This is a genomic window from Staphylococcus parequorum (assembly GCF_039237145.1).
Taxonomy (GTDB): domain Bacteria; phylum Bacillota; class Bacilli; order Staphylococcales; family Staphylococcaceae; genus Staphylococcus; species Staphylococcus equorum_A.
Map to the genome: position 1 here is coordinate 1 of NZ_CP150682.1, position 26,368 is coordinate 26,368.

Genomic DNA, 26,368 nt, shown 5'->3' on the forward strand with positions numbered 1-26,368 from the left:
AATTGCCTGGCAACGTCCTACTCTTGCGGAACGTAAGTCCGACTACCATCGGCGCTAAGGAGCTTAACTACTGTGTTCGGCATGGGAACAGGTGTGACCTCCTTGCCATTGTCACCAGACAATGAACTGTATAAAAATTATACATTCAAAACTAGATAGTAAGTAAAATTTGATAATGCCAAACAAAACACTTTTAAATTTGATTAAGTCTTCGATCGATTAGTATTCGTCAGCTCCACATATCGCTATGCTTCCACCTCGAACCTATTAACCTCATCATCTTTGAGGGATCTTATAACCGAAGTTGGGAAATCTCATCTTGAGGGGGCTTCATGCTTAGATGCTTTCAGCACTTATCCCGTCCATACATAGCTACCCGGCGATGCCGTTGGCACGACAACTGGTACACCAGAGGTATGTCCATCCCGGTCCTCTCGTACTAAGGACAGCTCCTCTCAAATTTCCTGCGCCCACGACGGATAGGGACCGAACTGTCTCACGACGTTCTGAACCCAGCTCGCGTACCGCTTTAATGGGCGAACAGCCCAACCCTTGGGACCGACTACAGCCCCAGGATGCGATGAGCCGACATCGAGGTGCCAAACCTCCCCGTCGATGTGAACTCTTGGGGGAGATAAGCCTGTTATCCCCGGGGTAGCTTTTATCCGTTGAGCGATGGCCCTTCCATGCGGAACCACCGGATCACTAAGTCCGTCTTTCGACCCTGCTCGACTTGTAAGTCTCGCAGTCAAGCTTCCTTATGCCTTTACACTCTATGAATGATTTCCAACCATTCTGAGGAAACCTTTGAGCGCCTCCGTTACTCTTTAGGAGGCGACCGCCCCAGTCAAACTGTCCATCTGACACTGTCTCCCACCATGATAAATGGTGCGGGTTAGAAATCCAACACAGCAAGGGTAGTATCCCACCAACGCCTCGACGTAAGCCGGCGCTCACGTTTCAAAGGCTCCTACCTATCCTGTACAAGTTGTACCGAATTTCAATATCAGACTACAGTAAAGCTCCACGGGGTCTTTCCGTCCTGTCGCGGGTAACCTGCATCTTCACAGGTACTATGATTTCACCGAGTCTCTCGTTGAGACAGTGCCCAAATCGTTACGCCTTTCGTGCGGGTCGGAACTTACCCGACAAGGAATTTCGCTACCTTAGGACCGTTATAGTTACGGCCGCCGTTTACTGGGGCTTCGATTCGTAGCTTCGCCGAAGCTAACCACTCCTCTTAACCTTCCGAGCACCGGGCAGGCGTCAGCCCCTATACATCACCTTACGGTTTAGCAGAGACCTGTGTTTTTGATAAACAGTCGCTTGGGCCTATTCACTGCGGCTCTCCTGGGCGTTAACCCTAAAGAGCACCCCTTCTCCCGAAGTTACGGGGTCATTTTGCCGAGTTCCTTAACGAGAGTTCGCTCGCTCACCTTAGAATTCTCATCTTGACTACCTGTGTCGGTTTGCGGTACGGGCACCAAAATTCTAGCTAGAGGCTTTTCTTGGCAGTGTGAAATCAACGACTCGAGGAAACAATTTCCTCTCCCCATCACAACTTGACCTTAAGAGTGCCGGATTTGCCTAACACTCAGTCTCATTGCTTGGACGTACAATCCAATAGTACGCTTCGCCTATCCTACTGCGTCCCCCCATCGCTTAAAACGAAATTTGGTGGTACAGGAATATCAACCTGTTATCCATCGCCTACGCCTATCGGCCTCAGCTTAGGACCCGACTAACCCAGAGCGGACGAGCCTTCCTCTGGAAACCTTAGTCAATCGGTGGACGGGATTCTCACCCGTCTTTCGCTACTCACACCGGCATTCTCACTTCTAAGCGCTCCACATGTCCTTGCGATCATGCTTCAACGCCCTTAGAACGCTCTCCTACCACTGTCCTTACGGACAATCCACAGCTTCGGTAATATGTTTAGCCCCGGTACATTTTCGGCGCAGTGTCACTCGACTAGTGAGCTATTACGCACTCTTTAAATGATGGCTGCTTCTAAGCCAACATACTAGTTGTCTGGGCAACGCCACATCCTTTTCCACTTAACATATATTTTGGGACCTTAGCTGGTGGTCTGGGCTGTTTCCCTTTCGAACACGGACCTTATCACCCGCGTTCTAACTCCTAAGATAAAATTGATTGGCATTCGGAGTTTGTCTGAATTCGGTAACCCGATAAGGGCCCCTCGTCCAAACAGTGCTCTACCTCCAATAATCATTACTTAAGGCTAGCCCTAAAGCTATTTCGGAGAGAACCAGCTATCTCCAGGTTCGATTGGAATTTCTCCGCTACCCACAACTCATCCGCTCACTTTTCAACGTAAGTCGGTTCGGCCCTCCATTCAGTGTTACCTGAACTTCAGCCTGGTCATGGGTAGATCACCTGGTTTCGGGTCTACGACCAAATACTCAACGCCCTATTCAGACTCGCTTTCGCTACGGCTCCACATTAACTGCTTAACCTTGCATCAAATCGTAACTCGCCGGTTCATTCTACAAAAGGCACGCCATCACCCATTAACGGGCTCTGACTACTTGTAAGCACACGGTTTCAAGTTCTATTTCACTCCCCTTCCGGGGTACTTTTCACCTTTCCCTCACGGTACTGGTTCACTATCGGTCACTAGAGAGTATTTAGCCTTGGGAGATGGTCCTCCCGGATTCCGACGGAATTTCTCGTGTTCCGTCGTACTCAGGATCCACTCAAGAGTGAACAAACTTTCGACTACAGGATTATTACCTTCTTTGATTCATCTTTCCAGATGATTCGTCTAATTTGTTCTTTTGTAACTCCGTATAGAGTGTCCTACAACCCCAACAAGCAAGCTCGTTGGTTTGGGCTCTTCCCGTTTCGCTCGCCGCTACTCAGGGAATCGATTTTTCTTTCTCTTCCCGCGGGTACTAAGATGTTTCAGTTCCCCGCGTCTGCCTTCAGATATGCTATGTATTCACATATCGATAACACGACATAACTCGTGTTGGGTTTCCCCATTCGGAAATCTCTGGATCAAAGCTTACTTACAGCTCCCCAAAGCATATCGTCGTTAGTAACGTCCTTCGTAGGCTTCTAGTGCCAAGGCATCCACCGTGCGCCCTTAATAACTTAATCTTTTCGACTTTCAACACGAAAAAAATCGGTTGAAAACCTAAAATGTTATTAATCTGTGAGTGTTCTTTCGAACACTAGCGATTATTTCTATTTTTTTGAATTCAAGCTTTTTAAAACTCTAATTCACTCGGTTTTGCTTGGTAAAATCATAAATTTTACTTACATATCTAGTTTTCAATGTACAAAATAACGCAATGAATACTCGTAATGAGCATTCAAAACTGAATGCAATATGTCAATGTCATTCCTCTTCATCTTCTCAAGGAAGATGTTCCGAATATATCCTTAGAAAGGAGGTGATCCGACCGCACCTTCCGATACGGCTACCTTGTTACGACTTCACCCCAATCATTTGTCCCACCTTCGACGGCTAGCTCCATAAATGGTTACTCCACCGGCTTCGGGTGTTACAAACTCTCGTGGTGTGACGGGCGGTGTGTACAAGACCCGGGAACGTATTCACCGTAGCATGCTGATCTACGATTACTAGCGATTCCAGCTTCATGTAGTCGAGTTGCAGACTACAATCCGAACTGAGAACAACTTTATGGGATTTGCATGACCTCGCGGTTTAGCTGCCCTTTGTATTGTCCATTGTAGCACGTGTGTAGCCCAAATCATAAGGGGCATGATGATTTGACGTCATCCCCACCTTCCTCCGGTTTGTCACCGGCAGTCAACCTAGAGTGCCCAACTAAATGCCGGCAACTAAGTTTAAGGGTTGCGCTCGTTGCGGGACTTAACCCAACATCTCACGACACGAGCTGACGACAACCATGCACCACCTGTCACTTTGTCCCCCGAAGGGGAAGGCTCTATCTCTAGAGTTTTCAAAGGATGTCAAGATTTGGTAAGGTTCTTCGCGTTGCTTCGAATTAAACCACATGCTCCACCGCTTGTGCGGGTCCCCGTCAATTCCTTTGAGTTTCAACCTTGCGGTCGTACTCCCCAGGCGGAGTGCTTAATGCGTTAGCTGCAGCACTAAGGGGCGGAAACCCCCTAACACTTAGCACTCATCGTTTACGGCGTGGACTACCAGGGTATCTAATCCTGTTTGATCCCCACGCTTTCGCACATCAGCGTCAGTTACAGACCAGAAAGTCGCCTTCGCCACTGGTGTTCCTCCATATCTCTGCGCATTTCACCGCTACACATGGAATTCCACTTTCCTCTTCTGTACTCAAGTTTCCCAGTTTCCAATGACCCTCCACGGTTGAGCCGTGGGCTTTCACATCAGACTTAAGAAACCGCCTACGCGCGCTTTACGCCCAATAATTCCGGATAACGCTTGCCACCTACGTATTACCGCGGCTGCTGGCACGTAGTTAGCCGTGGCTTTCTGATTAGGTACCGTCAAGATGCGCACAGTTACTTACGCATTTGTTCTTCCCTAATAACAGAGTTTTACGATCCGAAAACCTTCATCACTCACGCGGCGTTGCTCCGTCAGACTTTCGTCCATTGCGGAAGATTCCCTACTGCTGCCTCCCGTAGGAGTCTGGACCGTGTCTCAGTTCCAGTGTGGCCGATCACCCTCTCAGGTCGGCTACGTATCGTTGCCTTGGTAAGCCGTTACCTTACCAACTAGCTAATACGGCGCGGGTCCATCTATAAGTGATAGCAAAACCATCTTTTACTTTAGAACCATGCGGTTCCAAATGTTATCCGGCATTAGCTCCGGTTTCCCGAAGTTATTCCAGTCTTATAGGTAGGTTACCCACGTGTTACTCACCCGTCCGCCGCTAACTTCAAAGGAGCAAGCTCCTTATCCGTTCGCTCGACTTGCATGTATTAGGCACGCCGCCAGCGTTCATCCTGAGCCAGGATCAAACTCTCCATAAATGAATTATGATGTTTGATTAGCTCATAAAATACTAATTTGTGTGTTATCTCTAACACGTTTGAACCAACAATTTAATGTTGCGTTCGGAATTAACGTTGACATATTGCAATTCAGTTTTCAATGTTCATTTCTTAATCACAAGACTTAATTTTACAGGTTATGACTCAGAAAGTCAAGAACTTTTTAAAATTAATTTTCGTTGTGTTTCGTATTTCTTTTTGTGTTTGTCGTGTTGTTTAGCTCGACTAGTAATACTATACACGCATAAAAAGCTTTTAACAACAGTAAAATTTACACTATCGCTACAAAACTTACATTTATTAAACAAATCTAATTCATTAAGACTATATTATAGTCGAATCTCTAGTAACTACAGCTTTTTCAATGTAATAAATCCAAATACAAGGAAGGCTAATCCCTTTCTAAAATAACTATATATCACTCTATTTGGAAGATTATTCACTATTTTATTTCTCGTTGCTCACTATGTTTTTTTAAACTTTTTCTCTATTCATAATTTATATAATCTAATTCTTCCAAATAATAAAAGTGAAAATCTCGAAAATATTGCTCTAATTATTCTTCCAATAATTTTTATCTTTTAAAACATACTTAAAAATTTATAGATCAAGTAAAAAACAACCTATGTCTTTAATCTTATGAATATCAGAACTATTAAATAAATTTATATTAACACATTGAAAACTCACAAATGGAAATTCCATACATAAAAGAGATGATACTCTAATTCTTATATCAGTTGAAAAGTTATATATTGATAAGCCTTTTGGATAATATAAGCGAAAAAAATTTTTACTCTATGCAGTAGTAAATTAAGTGAATACTAAATGTTAACTAGAACTCTAGAATACTTTATTTACCTAACCCAAAAATAAATCACATTTAATATGGCCTTCAACTCTTATATTCCTATAAACTACCACTTTTTAATTTATAAAGAACCACTTTTTCGCTTGCGAAATTAGTAGTTCTTATACAAGAGCACCAGCTCTTGTAATCCTTAAATTATTCTCATATCTCTTAGGATGAGATTCACACTATTTTTCCACAAAAAAGAGACCTCTCAGTCTCGACTCCTCGTATCCTATAACACTGGCTGTAAAAACTTCTACTTCTCAATTTATTGAGGTTAGTAGTCCTTACACATGATCTCAGCTTATGTGTTCATGTTTTAAATCAAAATTTCAGTTCTTCGATAAAGACTGCCCCTCAGTTTATAGAGGTTAGTAATACTTATGCAATCGCTTCACTCTTGTAACCCTGGTAGTTAAGCTCTTTTTATCCATAAAAAAAAGACCCTTTCGGGTCCTTAATTGCCTGTAAAGTGCTCCTTATTCTAATAATTAGAGTTTAGGAGCACTTATACAAAAGACTTGTCTTTTGTATCCCTCTTACCCTACTCTTGCGGAACGTAAATCAGCTACCATCGGCGCTAAGGAGCTTTCCTGATATAAGCCAAGCGCTCGCATCTTTTCTCACTTGCGCTCTTTCCTTACTCACTTACCGCTTTTAAGCTCGTCGCGTCTTTCGCTGAGTTCGTCAGCTTCTAAAGAACTACTTCCCAATCTCATTGGGATTAGTAGTTCTTACACATGAGCTTCAGCTTATGTGCTCATATTTTAAACCAGTTGTTTTTGGTAGTTAAGCTCTTTTTCTCCATAAAAAAAAGACCCTTTCGGGTCCTTAATTGCCTGGCAACGTCCTACTCTTGCGGAACGTAAGTCCGACTACCATCGGCGCTAAGGAGCTTAACTACTGTGTTCGGCATGGGAACAGGTGTGACCTCCTTGCCATTGTCACCAGACAATGAACTGTATAAAAATTATACATTCAAAACTAGATAGTAAGTAAAATTTGATAATGCCAAACAAAACACTTTTAAATTTGATTAAGTCTTCGATCGATTAGTATTCGTCAGCTCCACATATCGCTATGCTTCCACCTCGAACCTATTAACCTCATCATCTTTGAGGGATCTTATAACCGAAGTTGGGAAATCTCATCTTGAGGGGGGCTTCATGCTTAGATGCTTTCAGCACTTATCCCGTCCATACATAGCTACCCAGCGATGCCGTTGGCACGACAACTGGTACACCAGAGGTATGTCCATCCCGGTCCTCTCGTACTAAGGACAGCTCCTCTCAAATTTCCTGCGCCCACGACGGATAGGGACCGAACTGTCTCACGACGTTCTGAACCCAGCTCGCGTACCGCTTTAATGGGCGAACAGCCCAACCCTTGGGACCGACTACAGCCCCAGGATGCGATGAGCCGACATCGAGGTGCCAAACCTCCCCGTCGATGTGAACTCTTGGGGGAGATAAGCCTGTTATCCCCGGGGTAGCTTTTATCCGTTGAGCGATGGCCCTTCCATGCGGAACCACCGGATCACTAAGTCCGTCTTTCGACCCTGCTCGACTTGTAAGTCTCGCAGTCAAGCTTCCTTATGCCTTTACACTCTATGAATGATTTCCAACCATTCTGAGGAAACCTTTGAGCGCCTCCGTTACTCTTTAGGAGGCGACCGCCCCAGTCAAACTGTCCATCTGACACTGTCTCCCACCATGATAAATGGTGCGGGTTAGAAATCCAACACAGCAAGGGTAGTATCCCACCAACGCCTCGACGTAAGCCGGCGCTCACGTTTCAAAGGCTCCTACCTATCCTGTACAAGTTGTACCGAATTTCAATATCAGACTACAGTAAAGCTCCACGGGGTCTTTCCGTCCTGTCGCGGGTAACCCGCATCTTCACAGGTACTATGATTTCACCGAGTCTCTCGTTGAGACAGTGCCCAAATCGTTACGCCTTTCGTGCGGGTCGGAACTTACCCGACAAGGAATTTCGCTACCTTAGGACCGTTATAGTTACGGCCGCCGTTTACTGGGGCTTCGATTCGTAGCTTCGCCGAAGCTAACCACTCCTCTTAACCTTCCGAGCACCGGGCAGGCGTCAGCCCCTATACATCACCTTACGGTTTAGCAGAGACCTGTGTTTTTGATAAACAGTCGCTTGGGCCTATTCACTGCGGCTCTCCTGGGCGTTAACCCTAAAGAGCACCCCTTCTCCCGAAGTTACGGGGTCATTTTGCCGAGTTCCTTAACGAGAGTTCGCTCGCTCACCTTAGAATTCTCATCTTGACTACCTGTGTCGGTTTGCGGTACGGGCACCAAAATTCTAGCTAGAGGCTTTTCTTGGCAGTGTGAAATCAACGACTCGAGGAAACAATTTCCTCTCCCCATCACAACTTGACCTTAAGAGTGCCGGATTTGCCTAACACTCAGTCTCATTGCTTGGACGTACAATCCAATAGTACGCTTCGCCTATCCTACTGCGTCCCCCCATCGCTTAAAACGAAATTTGGTGGTACAGGAATATCAACCTGTTATCCATCGCCTACGCCTATCGGCCTCAGCTTAGGACCCGACTAACCCAGAGCGGACGAGCCTTCCTCTGGAAACCTTAGTCAATCGGTGGACGGGATTCTCACCCGTCTTTCGCTACTCACACCGGCATTCTCACTTCTAAGCGCTCCACATGTCCTTGCGATCATGCTTCAACGCCCTTAGAACGCTCTCCTACCACTGTCCTTACGGACAATCCACAGCTTCGGTAATATGTTTAGCCCCGGTACATTTTCGGCGCAGTGTCACTCGACTAGTGAGCTATTACGCACTCTTTAAATGATGGCTGCTTCTAAGCCAACATACTAGTTGTCTGGGCAACGCCACATCCTTTTCCACTTAACATATATTTTGGGACCTTAGCTGGTGGTCTGGGCTGTTTCCCTTTCGAACACGGACCTTATCACCCGCGTTCTAACTCCTAAGATAAAATTGATTGGCATTCGGAGTTTGTCTGAATTCGGTAACCCGATAAGGGCCCCTCGTCCAAACAGTGCTCTACCTCCAATAATCATTACTTAAGGCTAGCCCTAAAGCTATTTCGGAGAGAACCAGCTATCTCCAGGTTCGATTGGAATTTCTCCGCTACCCACAACTCATCCGCTCACTTTTCAACGTAAGTCGGTTCGGCCCTCCATTCAGTGTTACCTGAACTTCAGCCTGGTCATGGGTAGATCACCTGGTTTCGGGTCTACGACCAAATACTCAACGCCCTATTCAGACTCGCTTTCGCTACGGCTCCACATTAACTGCTTAACCTTGCATCAAATCGTAACTCGCCGGTTCATTCTACAAAAGGCACGCCATCACCCATTAACGGGCTCTGACTACTTGTAAGCACACGGTTTCAAGTTCTATTTCACTCCCCTTCCGGGGTACTTTTCACCTTTCCCTCACGGTACTGGTTCACTATCGGTCACTAGAGAGTATTTAGCCTTGGGAGATGGTCCTCCCGGATTCCGACGGAATTTCTCGTGTTCCGTCGTACTCAGGATCCACTCAAGAGTGAACAAACTTTCGACTACAGGATTATTACCTTCTTTGATTCATCTTTCCAGATGATTCGTCTAATTTGTTCTTTTGTAACTCCGTATAGAGTGTCCTACAACCCCAACAAGCAAGCTCGTTGGTTTGGGCTCTTCCCGTTTCGCTCGCCGCTACTCAGGGAATCGATTTTTCTTTCTCTTCCTGCGGGTACTAAGATGTTTCAGTTCCCCGCGTCTGCCTTCAGATATGCTATGTATTCACATATCGATAACACGACATAACTCGTGTTGGGTTTCCCCATTCGGAAATCTCTGGATCAAAGCTTACTTACAGCTCCCCAAAGCATATCGTCGTTAGTAACGTCCTTCGTAGGCTTCTAGTGCCAAGGCATCCACCGTGCGCCCTTAATAACTTAATCTTTTCGACTTTCAACACGAAAAAAATCGGTTGAAAACCTAAAATGTTATTAATCTGTGAGTGTTCTTTCGAACACTAGCGATTATTTCTATTTTTTTGAATTCAAGCTTTTTAAAACTCTAATTCACTCGGTTTTGCTTGGTAAAATCATAAATTTTACTTACATATCTAGTTTTCAATGTACAAAATAACGCAATGAATACTCGTAATGAGCATTCAAAACTGAATGCAATATGTCAATGTCATTCCTCTTCATCTTCTCAAGGAAGATGTTCCGAATATATCCTTAGAAAGGAGGTGATCCAGCCGCACCTTCCGATACGGCTACCTTGTTACGACTTCACCCCAATCATTTGTCCCACCTTCGACGGCTAGCTCCATAAATGGTTACTCCACCGGCTTCGGGTGTTACAAACTCTCGTGGTGTGACGGGCGGTGTGTACAAGACCCGGGAACGTATTCACCGTAGCATGCTGATCTACGATTACTAGCGATTCCGGCTTCATGTAGTCGAGTTGCAGACTACAATCCGAACTGAGAACAACTTTATGGGATTTGCATGACCTCGCGGTTTAGCTGCCCTTTGTATTGTCCATTGTAGCACGTGTGTAGCCCAAATCATAAGGGGCATGATGATTTGACGTCATCCCCACCTTCCTCCGGTTTGTCACCGGCAGTCAACCTAGAGTGCCCAACTAAATGCTGGCAACTAAGTTTAAGGGTTGCGCTCGTTGCGGGACTTAACCCAACATCTCACGACACGAGCTGACGACAACCATGCACCACCTGTCACTTTGTCCCCCGAAGGGGAAGGCTCTATCTCTAGAGTTTTCAAAGGATGTCAAGATTTGGTAAGGTTCTTCGCGTTGCTTCGAATTAAACCACATGCTCCACCGCTTGTGCGGGTCCCCGTCAATTCCTTTGAGTTTCAACCTTGCGGTCGTACTCCCCAGGCGGAGTGCTTAATGCGTTAGCTGCAGCACTAAGGGGCGGAAACCCCCTAACACTTAGCACTCATCGTTTACGGCGTGGACTACCAGGGTATCTAATCCTGTTTGATCCCCACGCTTTCGCACATCAGCGTCAGTTACAGACCAGAAAGTCGCCTTCGCCACTGGTGTTCCTCCATATCTCTGCGCATTTCACCGCTACACATGGAATTCCACTTTCCTCTTCTGTACTCAAGTTTCCCAGTTTCCAATGACCCTCCACGGTTGAGCCGTGGGCTTTCACATCAGACTTAAGAAACCGCCTACGCGCGCTTTACGCCCAATAATTCCGGATAACGCTTGCCACCTACGTATTACCGCGGCTGCTGGCACGTAGTTAGCCGTGGCTTTCTGATTAGGTACCGTCAAGATGCGCACAGTTACTTACGCATTTGTTCTTCCCTAATAACAGAGTTTTACGATCCGAAAACCTTCATCACTCACGCGGCGTTGCTCCGTCAGACTTTCGTCCATTGCGGAAGATTCCCTACTGCTGCCTCCCGTAGGAGTCTGGACCGTGTCTCAGTTCCAGTGTGGCCGATCACCCTCTCAGGTCGGCTACGTATCGTTGCCTTGGTAAGCCGTTACCTTACCAACTAGCTAATACGGCGCGGGTCCATCTATAAGTGATAGCAAAACCATCTTTTACTTTAGAACCATGCGGTTCCAAATGTTATCCGGCATTAGCTCCGGTTTCCCGAAGTTATTCCAGTCTTATAGGTAGGTTACCCACGTGTTACTCACCCGTCCGCCGCTAACTTCAAAGGAGCAAGCTCCTTATCCGTTCGCTCGACTTGCATGTATTAGGCACGCCGCCAGCGTTCATCCTGAGCCAGGATCAAACTCTCCATAAATGAATTATGATGTTTGATTAGCTCATAAAATACTAATTTGTGTGTTATCTCTAACACGTTTGAACCAACAATTTAATGTTGCGTTCGGAATTAACGTTGACATATTGCAATTCAGTTTTCAATGTTCATTTCTTAATCACAAGACTTAATTCTACAGGTTATGACTCAGAAAGTCAAGAACTTTTTAAAATTAATTTTCGTTGTGTTTCGTATTTCTTTTTTGTGTTTGTTGTGTTTGACTTGTTGTTTCGCTCTACTAGTAATACTATACACGCATCAAAACCTTTTAACAACTATAAAATTTACACTTTAACCCGCTCACAACAGCCTTCGAACACCAATAAACATACTTTAATATCTCCTTCTTATTTAAAGTTCGCTTTGTAGATAATAAGCATCTAAAAACTACCTATAAACACTTGAAAAACGCTTATTACGCGTACTTTAAATTCTTTTACATCTTTTTAATTTTATTTACAAATAATTAAAGCTACCTATATAGGTAGCTTTAATCGTTCATATATATGTTTAATAGCGTACTACATCTCTGTTCGGCCCATAATCGCTTTCGACAATGTAACTTCATCAGCGTATTCTAAATCGCCACCTACAGAAAGACCTTGAGCTAATCTCGTTACAGTAACACCAATTGGTTTTACTAACCTCGAGATATACATCGCTGTAGATTCACCTTCTAGGTTTGGGTTCATCGCTAAGATAAGCTCTTTAACTTCTTCATCTTTCAAACGATTAATTAAACTCGGTATATTAATATCCTCTGGTCCAATACCATCCATTGGAGAAATAGAGCCATGTAAGACGTGATATAAACCTTTATATTCACGCATCTTCTCCATAGCAATGACATCTTTATCATCTTCAACTACACAAATAATTGTGCGATCTCTCTGTTTATCTTGGCAAATGTAACATGGATCTTGTTCAGTTATATGTCCGCATTCACTACAATAGGTAAGTTCTCGTTTAACATCCACTAAAGATTTGGCAAATTGGACAACATCGTCTTCTTTCATATCTAATACATGAAACGCCAGACGTTGAGCGGTCTTCGGCCCAATGCCTGGCAGTTTCATGAAACTGTCAATAAGTTTTGAAATCGGTTCAGGATAGTGCATATGATCACATTCCAGGAATGTTTAAGCCTTGAGTGTGCTTGCCTAAGCGTTCTTGTGTAAGTTCATCAGCTTTATTCATTGCTTCATTCGTTGCAGCAATCACTAAGTCTTGTAACATTTCAACGTCGTCTGGATCTACCGCTTCTTCTTTTATTTCTACATCTAGTACTTCTTTATGGCCTGATACTGTTACAGTTACCATGCCACCGCCAGCTGTACCTTGGACTTTCTCCTCTTTTAATTTCTCTTGCTCTTCGCCCATTTTCTTTTGCATTTTTTGCATTTGTTTCATCATCTGTTGCATATTTCCGCCACCGCGCATAAATTTTTCCTCCTTGAATCTTCTATATCATTTTTATGGTTATTCTTTCGTCTCATTATACATGCCTTTTTATTCATTGTCATGTATCACTCTTCATCTATTACATTTACAGTACTCTCACCAAATAAATCTTTAGCTTTTTGAACAACGTCAACTTCTTCCGCTACTTCTGGAGTAGAAGCTTGGTTATCACTTTCACCTTCTGTTGTGGTACTACTCTTTCTATTTTGTAGATACTCTGTTCTAACTCTCATCCATTGATCGGCAGGTACACCTACAACTTTGACTGTTTTATCGATGATTTTACAAACAACATTCTCAATATTTTCCCGTTTTTCATCATCTTTATTAACAATTTCGCAGTGTATTTCTTCTTCAAACTTAATCAGAACATGCGTTTCACTTGCAGCAACAGGTTCAGAATTTTGCAAGAGGCTCACTAATGATTTCATATCATTGCCTTTCGCATGATTAATAACCTCTTCCCAATGGTCTTTCAATTGCTTAATATCATCTTTATTGGCTTTGTCTAATACTTTAGCAATTTGTTGCATAGAAAAAGCATTCTTAGACTGTCCACCTTTGTTGGTAGTTCGTTTAGTCTGTTGAGGCGTGTTGCTAGTCGTCACACCTTGCGCTTTTATTGTCTTCAATTCACTTTCTAACTGTTCCATTCTTTGCAACAGCACATCATTATTAGGTTCAGTTGCAATACCTGTAGTCGCTACAGTTTGAACACTCTCGGGTTTTTCTTTTATCATTTCAGCGATTTTAACTAGTAATACTTCGAAATGAACACTTTGGTTTACACTGAATCGAATCGAAACGAGTGTATCATTGATGATATCAATCATTTTGTAAAGAACATCTAAATCAAAATGCATTAATGCATCATATTCAGTTTCTACATTAGAAGTCTTATTCATAATCGTATCTCTCACAAAGTAAATCATATCGTTAATCAAACGATTGACTTCTTTACCTTGTGATATGAATTGATGATAAGTTGAAAAAGCGCTTTTTACATCACCTTGAACTACTTCTTTAAGCAATTCATTTAAAGCACTGGCATCTACACTACCGGTTACGTTCAGCGCATCTTGTAACGTGAGATGCTCATCTCCAAAAGCAATGGCTTGATCCATAATACTTAACGCATCACGCATACCACCTTCTGATGCCTTCGCAATAAATTCTAACGCGGCTGTATCGTATTCTATTTCTTGTGAGTCCGCTACAAACTTTAAGCGTTCAACAATTTCATCTTCACTAATTGCTTTAAAATCAAACCTTTGTGATCTTGAAATAATTGTCGGAGGTATTTTGTGAGGTTCTGTCGTCGCTAATATAAATATTGCATGTGCGGTGGCTCTTCTAACGTTTTAAGTAACGCGTTAAAAGCACCTGTTGTTAGCATGTGTACCTCATCTATAATATATACTTTGAATTTCGATTCACTAGGTGCATATTTAACTTTATCTCTAATATTTCTTATCTCATCTACACCGTTATTACTTGCAGCATCAATTTCAATGACGTCTGAATTCGTTCCTCGCGTGATACCCTTACATATTGCACATTCATTACAAGGTTCACCATCGGTACGTTCAAGACAGTTTATGGCTTTTGCGAACACTTTAGCAATACTCGTTTTACCTGTCCCTCTAGGTCCGCTAAATATATAAGCATGGGATTGTTTACTTTTAGCAATCGCATTACGTAGTGTCTTAGTTACATGCTCCTGACCCACAACATCTTCAAAGCTTTGCGGTCGGAACATTCTATATAAAGCTTGATAATTCACTTTCGCACCTCCAATAGCATTCATCAACTATTATAGCATTGTACTTTATACTTTGAATATCAATTAAAAGATTCTGGATAAACCACTTTGCCATTAGGTTGCTCTGTTAGTTGTTCCCAAAGGAATTTGACCATAAAATTTTTTGAAGGTAAATCAAATGGACTATATATATTGTATTGCTCCGCTTCTTCATAACCTAATTTGCCATAATATCCCGAAGCTCCTAAAACAATAATGGTAGTATAACCTTGCGCTTTTGCTCGCTCTTCTGCTGCTTGCACTAGTGCTTTTCCCAACCCCATGTTTCTATATGCTGGTAAAACAGATAGTGGCGCTAATGCTAATGCAGTAAAACTTGTTTCTTCATTAAGGATGTGGATTTCTGATAACATAATATGACCAATCACTTCACCATCATCATTTTTCGCGACAACTTCTAGTTCATAGTTATATTCTAAAGTTTCTCTCAATTTCACAACTAACGCTTGCTCATCATGCTGTGACTCAGCGACATCTTCAAACGCAGATTTTATTGTTTCCAAACTTGTATCATAATCATTTTCAGTTAAAGTACTTAAGTATATTTGCATCGACATCCCCCTTATGACGTTTAAATTTCAACCTTTGACTTAACAACATCGGCTTTGTGACAAGTATTAAACGATACCAATATCCTATCAAAGTATTCCTTATATTTTAATATAAAAAAAGAGCGACTGCTATCAAAAGATACGTCGCTCAGTATTTATATAAGTTTATTTCATTATTTAAAAATTTAAAACCGTGCACCTTCACTTCGAATGTGTATCACAAACGTAACCAAAGTCGTTAGCTAAATCTCGGCAACCCTACGGCACATACGATAATCCACTTAATGCTGCTTCCGTCAGGACCTGACATGGTTCGTGGGTTCATATTGCATAGGACCGAGATCTTCAAACACTACGTGCTTTGGGCAGACTTCACAAAAACACACCCTTAGCAAAGGAATTCAGTCTCGCGTAAAGCGGATTTCGAGTACAGGGAACCGCTACCTCCCCACTTAGCACGGCAAAATATATCATACTATAATTTAACAACTGATTGCAAGTATAACCTATCCTAGATACTATATCTTCATTATATAATTCACATTATAGTCATTTTTACGATAAAGTATTTCACCTTTTATGGCGTCTAGAAAAATCATTGAATTTAAACTCTGTGGCTAAGTGTTTCGAAACATTATATTGGAATATTGTAGTATCTTTCAAATGTACAATGCCTCGAACTGTTGCTGTATATGGCGGAACTACATCGCCAAATATTTCTCGTTCTATTTCTCCGAAGGCCTCAAAAGTAATCGACTTATTAGAGTAACTAATTTCTAAACCTAATACATCTTCTATATACTCATATAGTGATGCTTTTGCAATCTCCGTAGTAAGGTTCGGAACAATTGCTTCTATTAAGTAGTCTTCATCTATAATCTTTACTCTATTTTCTATTTTCCTAATTCGAACAACATGCCACAATACTGTTCCGTGGCGAACATTCAATGCCTTTTGTACTTTCGGAACTTCACCTGCAGTTATCTTTTCAAACACTTTGACGTCAGTTTCATGTCGCAGCCCTAATCCTTGTTGAACTTCTCTGAAGCTGGTTAAATCTGCAAAAGGAAACTCTGTTAAGCCTTGATAGATTACAATCGAACCTTTACCGCGAATCTTTTGAATCATACCGTCTCTCACTAATAAGTTCAGTGCTTTACGTACTGTTTCACGAGAGGCACTATAGGTTTCTACTAACTCATGCTCTGATGGCAATTGAGTGCCATACGATATGCGTGACTCTATGATGTCTGTACGTATTGTTTCATATATCGTAATAAATTTTTTCTGTGTCATGCGCGCTCACTCACTGCCCTTTTCTAAATTATTGTGCAATTACTATTGCGCCAAATCCATAAATTAATTCATTTGTTGCTTCACCCTGTTGGATAATAATTTCTCCCTCAATAGCTAAATCTTCTGGAATCGCTACTTGTTCATTTGAAAAATTTGCAATAACAAGCCACGTTTCATCATTATAATGACGTTTATAAACAAATAACTCATTATGCTCCATATATAAAGGTTCTATACTCCCATACGTAATAATATCGTGTTCATGACGTAAGTGAATCAAATGTCTATAAGTGCGCAATATAGATGCTTCATCTTTAATCGCCGCTTCAACATTGATTTTATCAAAATTATTTGGAATATCAATCCATGGTGTGCCTGTAGTAAAGCCCGCATGCTCTGTATCAGTCCATTGAACTGGTGTTCTTGAAGTGTCGCGAGATTTTTGTCCTAATATCGTAATGATTTCTTCTTCTTTATAACCTGCACCTTTCATATTTTGATAAGCATTTAAAGATTCAACATCACGATACTGGTCAATTGTTTCAAAACCCGGATTTGTCATACCGATTTCTTCACCTTGGAAAATGTAAGGCGTGCCTTGTAACATATGCAGTACAGTAGCTAACATCTTAGCACTTTGTTTACGCATTGGTTCAGACGAGTCATCACCAAAACGCGAAACGACACGAGGCTGGTCATGGTTACACCAAAATATTGCGTTCCAACCGCCACCTTCATAAATACCGAGTTGCCATTCCATAAGTATATCTTTTAATTTATGGAAATCTAATTTAGCATTCGTCCATTTTTCACCATCAGCATAGTCTACTTTTAAATGATGGAAATTAAAGACACTACTTAATTCTTGGCGCTTAGTATTCGTATATTTAATACAATGATCTATTGTAGTTGAGGACATTTCACCAACTGTCATTATATCTTTGTCTCCAAACGTACGACGATTCATTTCATGTACGTATTCATGTACGCGTGGTCCATCTGTATAAAACTCTTTACCGATTTTTTCAGAGTCTTTAAACTCACCTTTAGAAATCAAATTAAGCACATCAAATCTAAAGCCATCTACACCAAAACTAATCCAGTGGTTAACAATGTCATATAAAGCGTCTCGCACCTCAGGATTATCCCAATTTAAATCAGCTTGTGTAACGTCGAATAGGTGCAAATAATATTCTTCTGTTTTTTCATCGTATTTCCACGCATTGCCGCCAAATTTTGACTCCCAGTTTGTTGGTGGTTGATTATCTGCTGATCGTCTAAAGAAGTAATAATCCCTATAGGCACTTTCTTTATCTGCATACGCTTGCTTAAACCATTCATGTTTTGTAGAGGTATGATTAATTACAATATCCATCATAACTTTTAAATCACGCTTATGTGCTTCACTTACTAATGTTTCAAGATCTTCTATTGTTCCAAATTTTTCATTGATTTTGTAATAGTTACTAATATCATAGCCGTTATCGTTCATTGGTGATTCATATACTGGCGTTAACCAAATGTAATCCACACCTAGATATTGTAAATAATCTAGTTTTTCAATAATACCTTGTAAATCACCTTCTCCACTGCCTGTTGTATCATTAAATGATTTTGGATAAATTTGATAAACAACTGATTTTCTCCAATCATTATGTGCCATAACAATTACCGCCTTTTCTTTTACTATTTTAAAAAGAAACTCGCTAATCAATTTTAGCGAGTTTAATTGTACTTATCTATATAACTTGAATTATTTTTCAACCATTTCTTTTGTTTCTTCTTTACTAAATCTTGATAGAACAACAGTTAAAATTGCTGGTACGACAATTGCTAAAAGGGTACAAATAGCATAAATTAACCAGAAATCCTTTTGGATAGAAATAATAGCTGGCACGCCGCCTACGCCTACACTACCAAGCACACGACTTGCACCTATAATACCACCTATCACACAAGATGTTGAAATTGCTGCTATAAATGGGTATTTTAGTGGTAAGTTTACCCCGAATAATGCTGGTTCTGTTACACCTAAGAAACCTGAAATACCTGAAGTCATAGCAAGACCCTGTTCTTTGCCCATTTTACGTCTTCTATAGACAAACCATGCGCCAAATGCTGCTGAACCTTGACAAATGTTTGAGATTGCAAGAATCGGCCATAGGTATGTGCCGCCAAGGCTACTTCCCATTAATTGGAAATCTACCGCTAAGAACATGTGATGCAAACCTGTAATAACGAGTGGTGCATAGAACAAACCATAAAGTGCGCCACCTAACCAGCCAGCATGTTCAAAGACAAATGTCACGCCTTCTGTAATTCCTGTACCAAGCCATAATGCAACCGGTCCAATAACTATAAATGCTAAGAAACCTGTAATTAGTAGTGCCACAGGCCCTACAACTAACATTTTAATTGAATCATGAATATATTTATTTAAGAATTTCTCGATTTGAGCTAATACATACGCAGCAAGTAAAATCGGCAATACTTGTCCTTCATAGTTCAATTGTTTAATTTCTAAACCGAAAATATCCCAAGTAGGAATATTACCACTAGCAATATCGTATTGTGAAGCTAGTTGTGGATTCATTAGAATTAAACCTAGCACTAGACCAAGTATTTGACTCCCACCAAACACACGCATACTACTCCAACCGATTAATGCTGGTAAGAATATGAATGCTGTACTTGCAATTACATTGATAATATTAGAGATATCTCCAAGTTGAGGAAATTGTTCTACTAACGGTTTAGGGCCAAATAGCCCTTCCATCGTAAGTAAATTATTAATCCCCATAAGTAAACCAGCAGTAACAATTGCCGGTAAGATTGGAATAAATATGTCTCCCAACAATTTAATCAATCTTTGAACCGGATTACCCTTTTTAGCCGCTGCAGCTTTCGCGTCGTCTTTTGACGCTTCACCTACACCTGTTTCTTCAATGAATTGTTTGTAAACTTCATCGACTGTACCTGGACCAATGACAATTTGATACTGATTATCAGCTTTGAATTGTCCTTTTACTAAATCGTTATCCCCCAATCGATCCTTATCTACTTTATCATCATCTTTCAAGACAAGTCGCAAACGTGTTACACAGTGCGTTGCTGTGTCCAAGTTGTCTTTGCCCCCAATAGCTTCGACTATATCTTGCACATCTTTCTTTTTAACTGCCATGATGATTCACTCCCTTTTTCTTTTAACATCACTGAAAGTATAACTTGTATAGACAAGTTTTGTAAAGGCTTTCATGTTAATTTAAAAAAATAATGTTATTTTCATGTTTTTGTATAATATTTTCAATAGATTCATTTAATTAATGCAAAACAACTTAAAAACGGCAAATAAAAAAGACAAGCACTCAATACATGATTGATTACTTGCCTACTCTATTTATTAGTCTTAGTTTTATAATATTATGGCGGAGGAAGAGGGATTCGAACCCCCGCGGGCCGTTAAGCCCCTGTCGGTTTTCAAGACCGATCCCTTCAGCCGGGCTTGGGTATTCCTCCAAATAAATACATTATTTATAATATTATAGCCCGTTTCAAAAGTCAATTAAAATTTCAGCACTATACAAGTGCTTTTTCTTTTAAGTAAGCATCTACTGAATCTGCGACAGCCCTTCCTTCTTGAATAGCCCAGACCACAAGACTTTGACCTCTTCTCGCGTCGCCCGCTGCAAATATGTGTGGTTGATTCGTTCTAAAATCTTTATTATCAGCCACTATTTTATTACGTTTAGTTTGAATATCAAAAGCATGAGGGACGGTCGTTTCTGTACCGACAAAACCGATAGACAATAAGACTAGATCTGCTGGCCAGTGACGTTCTGTGCCATCCACCACGACCATTCCATCTTCTGTTTCTTCAAGTATTTGAGTATAAACGCCTTTTACATTGCCGATACGATCAACATCGTAACGCATCGTTTGTACACCATATGCACGTGGTTCAAAACCAAAACGCGCCTCATATTCTTTGTGTGCATAATCCATCTTGAACACAGGCATTGCTAATGGCCAGTACGTATTTTCATCAAATGTAATCTCTTCTGGCTGCTTTGTGTATTTATTAAATTGAACGATAGACTTACAATTTTCACGCAGTGCTGTCGCTACACAGTCAGCACCTGTATCACCAGCACCAATTACAATGACATTTTTTCCTTTAGCTGAAATCTCAGGTTCGTTAATTTCTCCATTTAAAAATTGGCCTTGTTCAATTAAGTAATCCATTGCAAAGTGAATTCCAAATCCCATGCGTCCTTCTAATGGTAAATCTCTCGCATTTTGTGAACCTGTACAAAGTATAATTGCATCGTGTCGTTCATTTAATTCATCACGACTTACGTCTACACCAATTTCTGTATCTGTCATAAATTCAATACCTGATTGTTTCATCACTTCAATTCTACGGCGCACGACATCCTTATCTAATTTCATATTAGGAATACCATACATTAGAAGCCCACCCGCTTCATGTGCACGTTCATATACTGTTACTTTGTATCCTAGTTTATTTAGTTCATCTGCCGCTGTTAACCCAGCTGGACCACTGCCGACGATTGCTACTGTTTCGGATTGGCGTTGCTCAGGCTTTGTTGGTTTGACCCAGCCATTTTCATAAGCTTCATCAATAATCGTACGTTCAATACCTTTGATAGCAACAGATTCACGATTAATTTTCATCACACACGATTGTTCACAAGGCGCAGGACAAACGCGACCCGTGAATTCTGGAAAGTTATTTGTCTCACTCAAGCGTTCATATGCTGTTTTAAAATCTTTTCTATAAACGAGATCGTTCCACTCCGGAATGTAGTTCCCAATTGGACAACCAATTGTTTCTTTTCCATGAGGTTCCCCCGTTTGGCAAAATGGTGTCCCACAATCCATACAACGTGCACCTTGTTCTGCTGCTTCATCCTTAGTAAACCTCTGTTGAAAGGCATCGTGATTACTTATACGTTCAACCAATGACAATTCATCTAATTGTTGTTTGTCATAATTCATAAATCCTTTGAATTCGCCCATGACAAATCCCCCTTTATGGTTAATATACGGCAGTCTGCTGTTCTTCTGATGCTAAGCTTGTACGTTTATCATTAAATGCATTCAACAACGCTTCATCTAATTCACTCGAATCACGTTTTTGTAATTCTATTTTTTGCATCATTAATTTATAGTCTTTCGGAACTACTTTGACTACTTTTTGTGCCACATTTTCAAAATCATTTAGAATAGCTTGTGCTTTTGTGCTCTGTGTATATTTAACATGAGCTTGTAGCATGTCTTTCAAAATTTCACGCTCTGCTTTTACACTAATCGTATCGAAATCTAGACTGTCTAATTTATGTTCTTTTCTAAAAGCTTCAACGTCTGATGGGAAAATGTAACTCACGCCGCCACTCATACCTTGGCCAAAGTTTTTACCTACATCTCCAAGTATAACGACGCGTCCGCCAGTCATATATTCAAGCCCGTGGTCGCCAATACCTTCGACAACTGCTTGTACACCACTATTTCGGATACAGAAACGTTCTCCTGCCTTACCATTAATATACGCTTTACCATGTGATGCACCGTAAAAACAAACATTACCAATAATAATTTCATTTTCACGATGTTTATTCGGCGCTTTCACAATAATCTTACCGCCAGATAATCCTTTACCAACGTAATCATTTGCGTCACCTGTATGATGAATCGTTAATCCACTAGGCGTATATGCTGCTAAACTTTGCCCACCATGACCCTGTGTTTGGGCATAAATCGTGTCTTCAGGTAAACCTTCAGAGCCATGAATTCTAGTAATTGCACTACCAGTGATTACACCTACGTCTCTTTGTTCATTTTTCAATTTATATTTACCTGTAAATGCTTCACCTTTTTCAATAGCTGTTTGTGCGTCAGGATACAATCTCGTTAAATCAAACCCTTCATCAAGATGATGATTTTGTTTTATTTTATTAAATCTGTCACCTTCATGTTGATACAACAACGCTTCAACATTCATAGTAGCTGCTTTAGAGCGACGTGATGATAACTGGCTACTTCGTTGTAATAAATCCGTTCTCCCTACTAATTCATCGACTGATTTCAAACCGAGTTCAGCTAATATTTCTCTTAATTCTTCCGCTACAAAATGCATGAAATTAACTACATGGTCTGCTCTACCATTGAATAACGCGCGTAAATCTTGATTTTGTGTAGCGATACCTACTGGACATGTATCTTTATGACATACGCGCATCATAATACATCCCATAACTACTAGCGGTGCAGTGGCAAAACCAAATTCTTCAGCACCTAATGCACATGCATAAGCGACATCTTTACCTGTAAGTAATTTGCCATCGGTTTCCACTTTCACTCTTGATCTTAAGCCGTTCATCATTAAGGTTTGATGCGTCTCTGATAGACCAATTTCCCATGGCACGCCTGCATGTTGAATGCTTGTTTTAGGTGATGCTCCTGTCCCACCATCATAACCACTGATTACGATTTTATCAGCGTATGCTTTCGCGACACCTGCCGCAATCGTACCGACACCTGTTTTAGAGACAAGTTTAACTGTAATATTTGCATCTTTATTGGCATTTTTTAAATCGTGAATTAATTGTGCTAAATCTTCTATTGAATAAATATCGTGATGTGGCGGTGGTGATATTAAGCCAATACCTGGTGTAGAACCCCTTACTTCCGCAATCCATGGATATACTTTCGTACCTGGTAGTTGTCCGCCTTCCCCTGGTTTAGCGCCTTGCGCAACTTTAATTTGTATTTCTTTTGCATGTTGTAAGTAATCACTTGTTACTCCAAAGCGACCTGAAGCAACTTGTTTAATAGCACTTGAACGATTTTTACCTTCTTCATCTATTACAAAACGTTCAGGATTTTCGCCGCCTTCACCACTATTACTTTTACCGCCCATTTGATTCATTGCTTCTGCAAGTGTCTGATGTGCCTCTTCTGAAATCGACCCATAACTCATCGCTCCAGTATTGAAACGTTGTACAATCTTACTCGCAGGTTCAACTTTATCGATATCTATTGATTTCTGCTTTTTAAATTCCATCAAATGACGAATATGGTCTGTTCGCTTATGATTAACTTCATTTGAAAATGCTTTGAATTTTTCATAATCGTTTAAGCGACATGCATGTTGCAATAAATGTATCGAAGTTGGATTAAAAGCGTGATGTTGTCCTTGTTTGCGCCATTGGAACGTACTACCTGACTCAATGTATTCACTCTCAGGTGTTTGTCTCGCTTTATTTTCTTTATCAATTAAATCCATCGTTATCCCAGATAACTTGGACTGTGTGCCAGTGAAATATTTGTCTACAATTTCATTTGAAAGTCCTACAGCTTCAAAAATCTGTGCCCCTTGATAACTTTGAACTGTAGAAATACCCATCTTAGCCATTACTTTGATGACACCTTCAGACAAGGTATGTGTATAGGTTTGAACATTTTCAGAAATATCCCCTTCTAAACGTTGGCTCAAGACCAATTGTTCAATCGTACGTTGTGCTAAATAAGGTACTACCGCGTTTGCACCGTAACCTAATAAGCATGCAACATGATGTACCTCTCTTGTTTCTCCTGACAAAGCAACAATACTCGTACGCATACGTAGGCCTTCTCGGATAAGCAATTGATGAATATGACTCACCGCAAGTAATATAGGCATTGCATAACCTTTTTCTGTTACAAGTGTACGATCATCTAATACTAAAATTTCACTGCCTTCTTTAACAGCACGTATCGCTTTACCCCCTAAAGCGTCTAATGCTGCTTCTAAATCGTCTTTATAAACAGTTGATAGATGTTTTACGTTAAATCTACTCTGTTCAATTTCCTCAAGTTGCGCTTCTGTCATCACAGGACGTTTAAGCTGAATTCTATTTAACACATCCTCATTAGGATTTAACAAATTCCCTTCGCTGCCTAAATAAGCTAACTCACTCGTGACAATTTTTTCACGATAAGCGTCAATAGGCGGGTTTGTTACTTGAGCGAATAATTGCTTGAAATAATTAAAAAGTGTTTCATTTTTTTCGTTTAATACTGCAATAGGTACGTCATAACCCATTGCCCCGATTGGATCTTTTTTATTATCAACCAGTTCTGTCATGTATTTATCCATTTCTTCTTTGGTATAGACAAATTGTTTTTGCAATCGATTCAATGTTGCACTATCCCACTCAGATGATTTATACGTCACATTTTCTAAATCCAAATCTACTTTAAACTGGTTTAACCAACTTTCATAAGGCAGTTCATCTGCGATATTTGCTTTTAACTCATTATTTTCAATCACTTTATGTTGGTTAAAATCAACAAGTAATAACTTCCCAGGGTTCAACTGACCTTTAAACGCAACGTTCTTTTCAGGTACATCAACAACACCAACTTCAGATGAAAAGACAATGTAATTATCTTTCGTTATAGTATAACGTCCTGGTCTTAAGCCATTTCTATCCGTTAAAGCACCAATCTTGTCTCCATTACAAAACGAAATCATCGTCGGTCCATCCCATGGTTCCATTAAATAACTATAATACTCATAGAAAGCACGTACATTCGCATCGTTAGCTTTGTTGTATAACCAAGGCTCTGGAATCATGAGCATCGCTGCTCTTTCAGGCTCCATAGCTAATGATAAAAATTCTAAAGCATTATCGACTATAGCCGAGTCACTGCCATCTTCATCAATAATTTCTTTTACCTTGTCCTTTTCGTCGCCAAAAATAGTTTCAATCAGCTCATCTTGTCTAGCGCGCATCCAGTTTACATTACCTTTAATCGTATTGATCTCACCGTTATGCATAAGTAATCTATTAGGATGTGCACGTTTCCAACTTGGAAAGGTATTTGTACTGAAACGCGAATGAACAAGTCCTAATTTCGAAACATAAGATTCGTGATTCAAATCTTGATATAAAGCCTTAATCTGATCCGAACGCAACCATCCTTTATATACAATCGTTCTATTCGACAGACTTGTAAAATATAAATCTAGTTGTTGCTGATTCGCATAATTTTCAATTTGTTTTCGCGCTAAAAATAATTTACGATCTACATGTGAAACATCATTTAATGCCACGAACACTTGTTGAATAAAAGGCATTGTATCGGCAACATGTGAAGCAATTGCATTAATGTCTACAGGTACATCTCTATAACCAATTACGCTTAATCCTTCCGCTTCAAAGTGTGCATTAAACTGTGCCTCGTGCTGAGAACCAGCAATCGATTCATTTGTAAAAAACATCCCAACGGCATATTGACCTTCTTCAGGCAAATTAAAGTCCGTTTGTTTTGAAAAATAATCGTATGGCACTTCGGTCATAATCCCTGCACCATCACCTGTCACACTGTCTGCACCAAGACCGCCACGGTGATCTAACCTACGCAGCATCTCCAATGATTTTTCGACAATAGCATGGTTCCTTTCGTTATCCATATTGGCATAAAAGCCAATACCACATGCATCATGTTCCTCACGACTATCATATAAGCCAATTTTCTTATTGTATTCGAGCATGATCTTCACCTCTTTTTCGAAAA

At 40.8% G+C, this 26,368-nt stretch carries 8 protein-coding genes, 1 tRNA gene, 6 rRNA genes, 1 other RNA gene and 1 pseudogene; all 17 read right to left on the reverse strand.

Annotated elements, in window-relative coordinates:
- Nucleotides 1-4: 4 nt before the first annotated feature.
- Nucleotides 5-119, reverse strand: a 5S ribosomal RNA gene (rrf, locus tag AAA453_RS00005).
- Between the two features lie 80 nt (nucleotides 120-199).
- Nucleotides 200-3,123 (reverse strand): 23S ribosomal RNA (locus AAA453_RS00010).
- A 289-nt stretch (nucleotides 3,124-3,412) separates the two neighbouring features.
- A 16S ribosomal RNA gene (locus AAA453_RS00015) occupies nucleotides 3,413-4,965 on the reverse strand.
- A 1,711-nt stretch (nucleotides 4,966-6,676) separates the two neighbouring features.
- Nucleotides 6,677-6,791 (reverse strand): 5S ribosomal RNA (gene rrf, locus AAA453_RS00020).
- Nucleotides 6,792-6,871: 80 nt separating this feature from the next.
- Nucleotides 6,872-9,796, reverse strand: a 23S ribosomal RNA gene (locus tag AAA453_RS00025).
- 289 nt (nucleotides 9,797-10,085) lie between these two features.
- A 16S ribosomal RNA gene (locus AAA453_RS00030) occupies nucleotides 10,086-11,638 on the reverse strand.
- Together the 16S, 23S and 5S rRNA genes form the textbook arrangement of a ribosomal RNA operon.
- A gap of 539 nt (nucleotides 11,639-12,177) precedes the next feature.
- Nucleotides 12,178-12,774 carry a recombination mediator RecR gene (recR, locus tag AAA453_RS00035; protein WP_002505985.1) on the reverse strand — a complete coding sequence of 199 codons (597 nt, stop codon included), beginning with the start codon at nucleotides 12,772-12,774 and terminating at the stop codon, nucleotides 12,178-12,180.
- A gap of 4 nt (nucleotides 12,775-12,778) precedes the next feature.
- Nucleotides 12,779-13,096 (reverse strand): YbaB/EbfC family nucleoid-associated protein, encoded by a 318-nt coding sequence (locus AAA453_RS00040; RefSeq protein WP_069816781.1) that lies wholly within the window; start codon nucleotides 13,094-13,096, stop codon nucleotides 12,779-12,781.
- Between the two features lie 86 nt (nucleotides 13,097-13,182).
- Nucleotides 13,183-14,900, reverse strand: a pseudogene (gene dnaX / locus AAA453_RS00045) (DNA polymerase III subunit gamma/tau).
- Nucleotides 14,901-14,959: 59 nt separating this feature from the next.
- Nucleotides 14,960-15,490, reverse strand: a complete 531-nt coding sequence (locus AAA453_RS00050; protein WP_427705507.1) for a GNAT family N-acetyltransferase — start codon at nucleotides 15,488-15,490, stop codon at nucleotides 14,960-14,962.
- Between the two features lie 191 nt (nucleotides 15,491-15,681).
- An RNA gene (gene ffs / locus AAA453_RS00055) (signal recognition particle sRNA large type) lies at nucleotides 15,682-15,951 on the reverse strand.
- Nucleotides 15,952-16,060: 109 nt separating this feature from the next.
- Nucleotides 16,061-16,786 carry a trehalose operon repressor gene (gene treR, locus AAA453_RS00060; RefSeq protein WP_427705510.1) on the reverse strand — a complete coding sequence of 242 codons (726 nt, stop codon included), beginning with the start codon at nucleotides 16,784-16,786 and terminating at the stop codon, nucleotides 16,061-16,063.
- Nucleotides 16,787-16,814: 28 nt separating this feature from the next.
- Nucleotides 16,815-18,449 carry an alpha,alpha-phosphotrehalase gene (treC, locus tag AAA453_RS00065; protein WP_427705513.1) on the reverse strand — a complete coding sequence of 545 codons (1,635 nt, stop codon included), beginning with the start codon at nucleotides 18,447-18,449 and terminating at the stop codon, nucleotides 16,815-16,817.
- Between the two features lie 90 nt (nucleotides 18,450-18,539).
- Complete coding sequence (gene treP, locus AAA453_RS00070) at nucleotides 18,540-19,967, reverse strand: PTS system trehalose-specific EIIBC component (RefSeq protein WP_069816772.1); 1,428 nt, start codon at nucleotides 19,965-19,967, stop codon at nucleotides 18,540-18,542.
- A 242-nt stretch (nucleotides 19,968-20,209) separates the two neighbouring features.
- A tRNA-Ser gene (locus AAA453_RS00075) sits at nucleotides 20,210-20,302 on the reverse strand.
- A gap of 60 nt (nucleotides 20,303-20,362) precedes the next feature.
- Nucleotides 20,363-21,826, reverse strand: coding sequence for a glutamate synthase subunit beta (locus tag AAA453_RS00080; protein ID WP_427705516.1), 1,464 nt, complete (start codon nucleotides 21,824-21,826; stop codon nucleotides 20,363-20,365).
- Nucleotides 21,827-21,845: 19 nt separating this feature from the next.
- Complete coding sequence (gene gltB / locus AAA453_RS00085; protein ID WP_427705519.1) at nucleotides 21,846-26,345, reverse strand: glutamate synthase large subunit; 4,500 nt, start codon at nucleotides 26,343-26,345, stop codon at nucleotides 21,846-21,848.
- Between the last annotated feature and the right edge of the window lie 23 nt (nucleotides 26,346-26,368).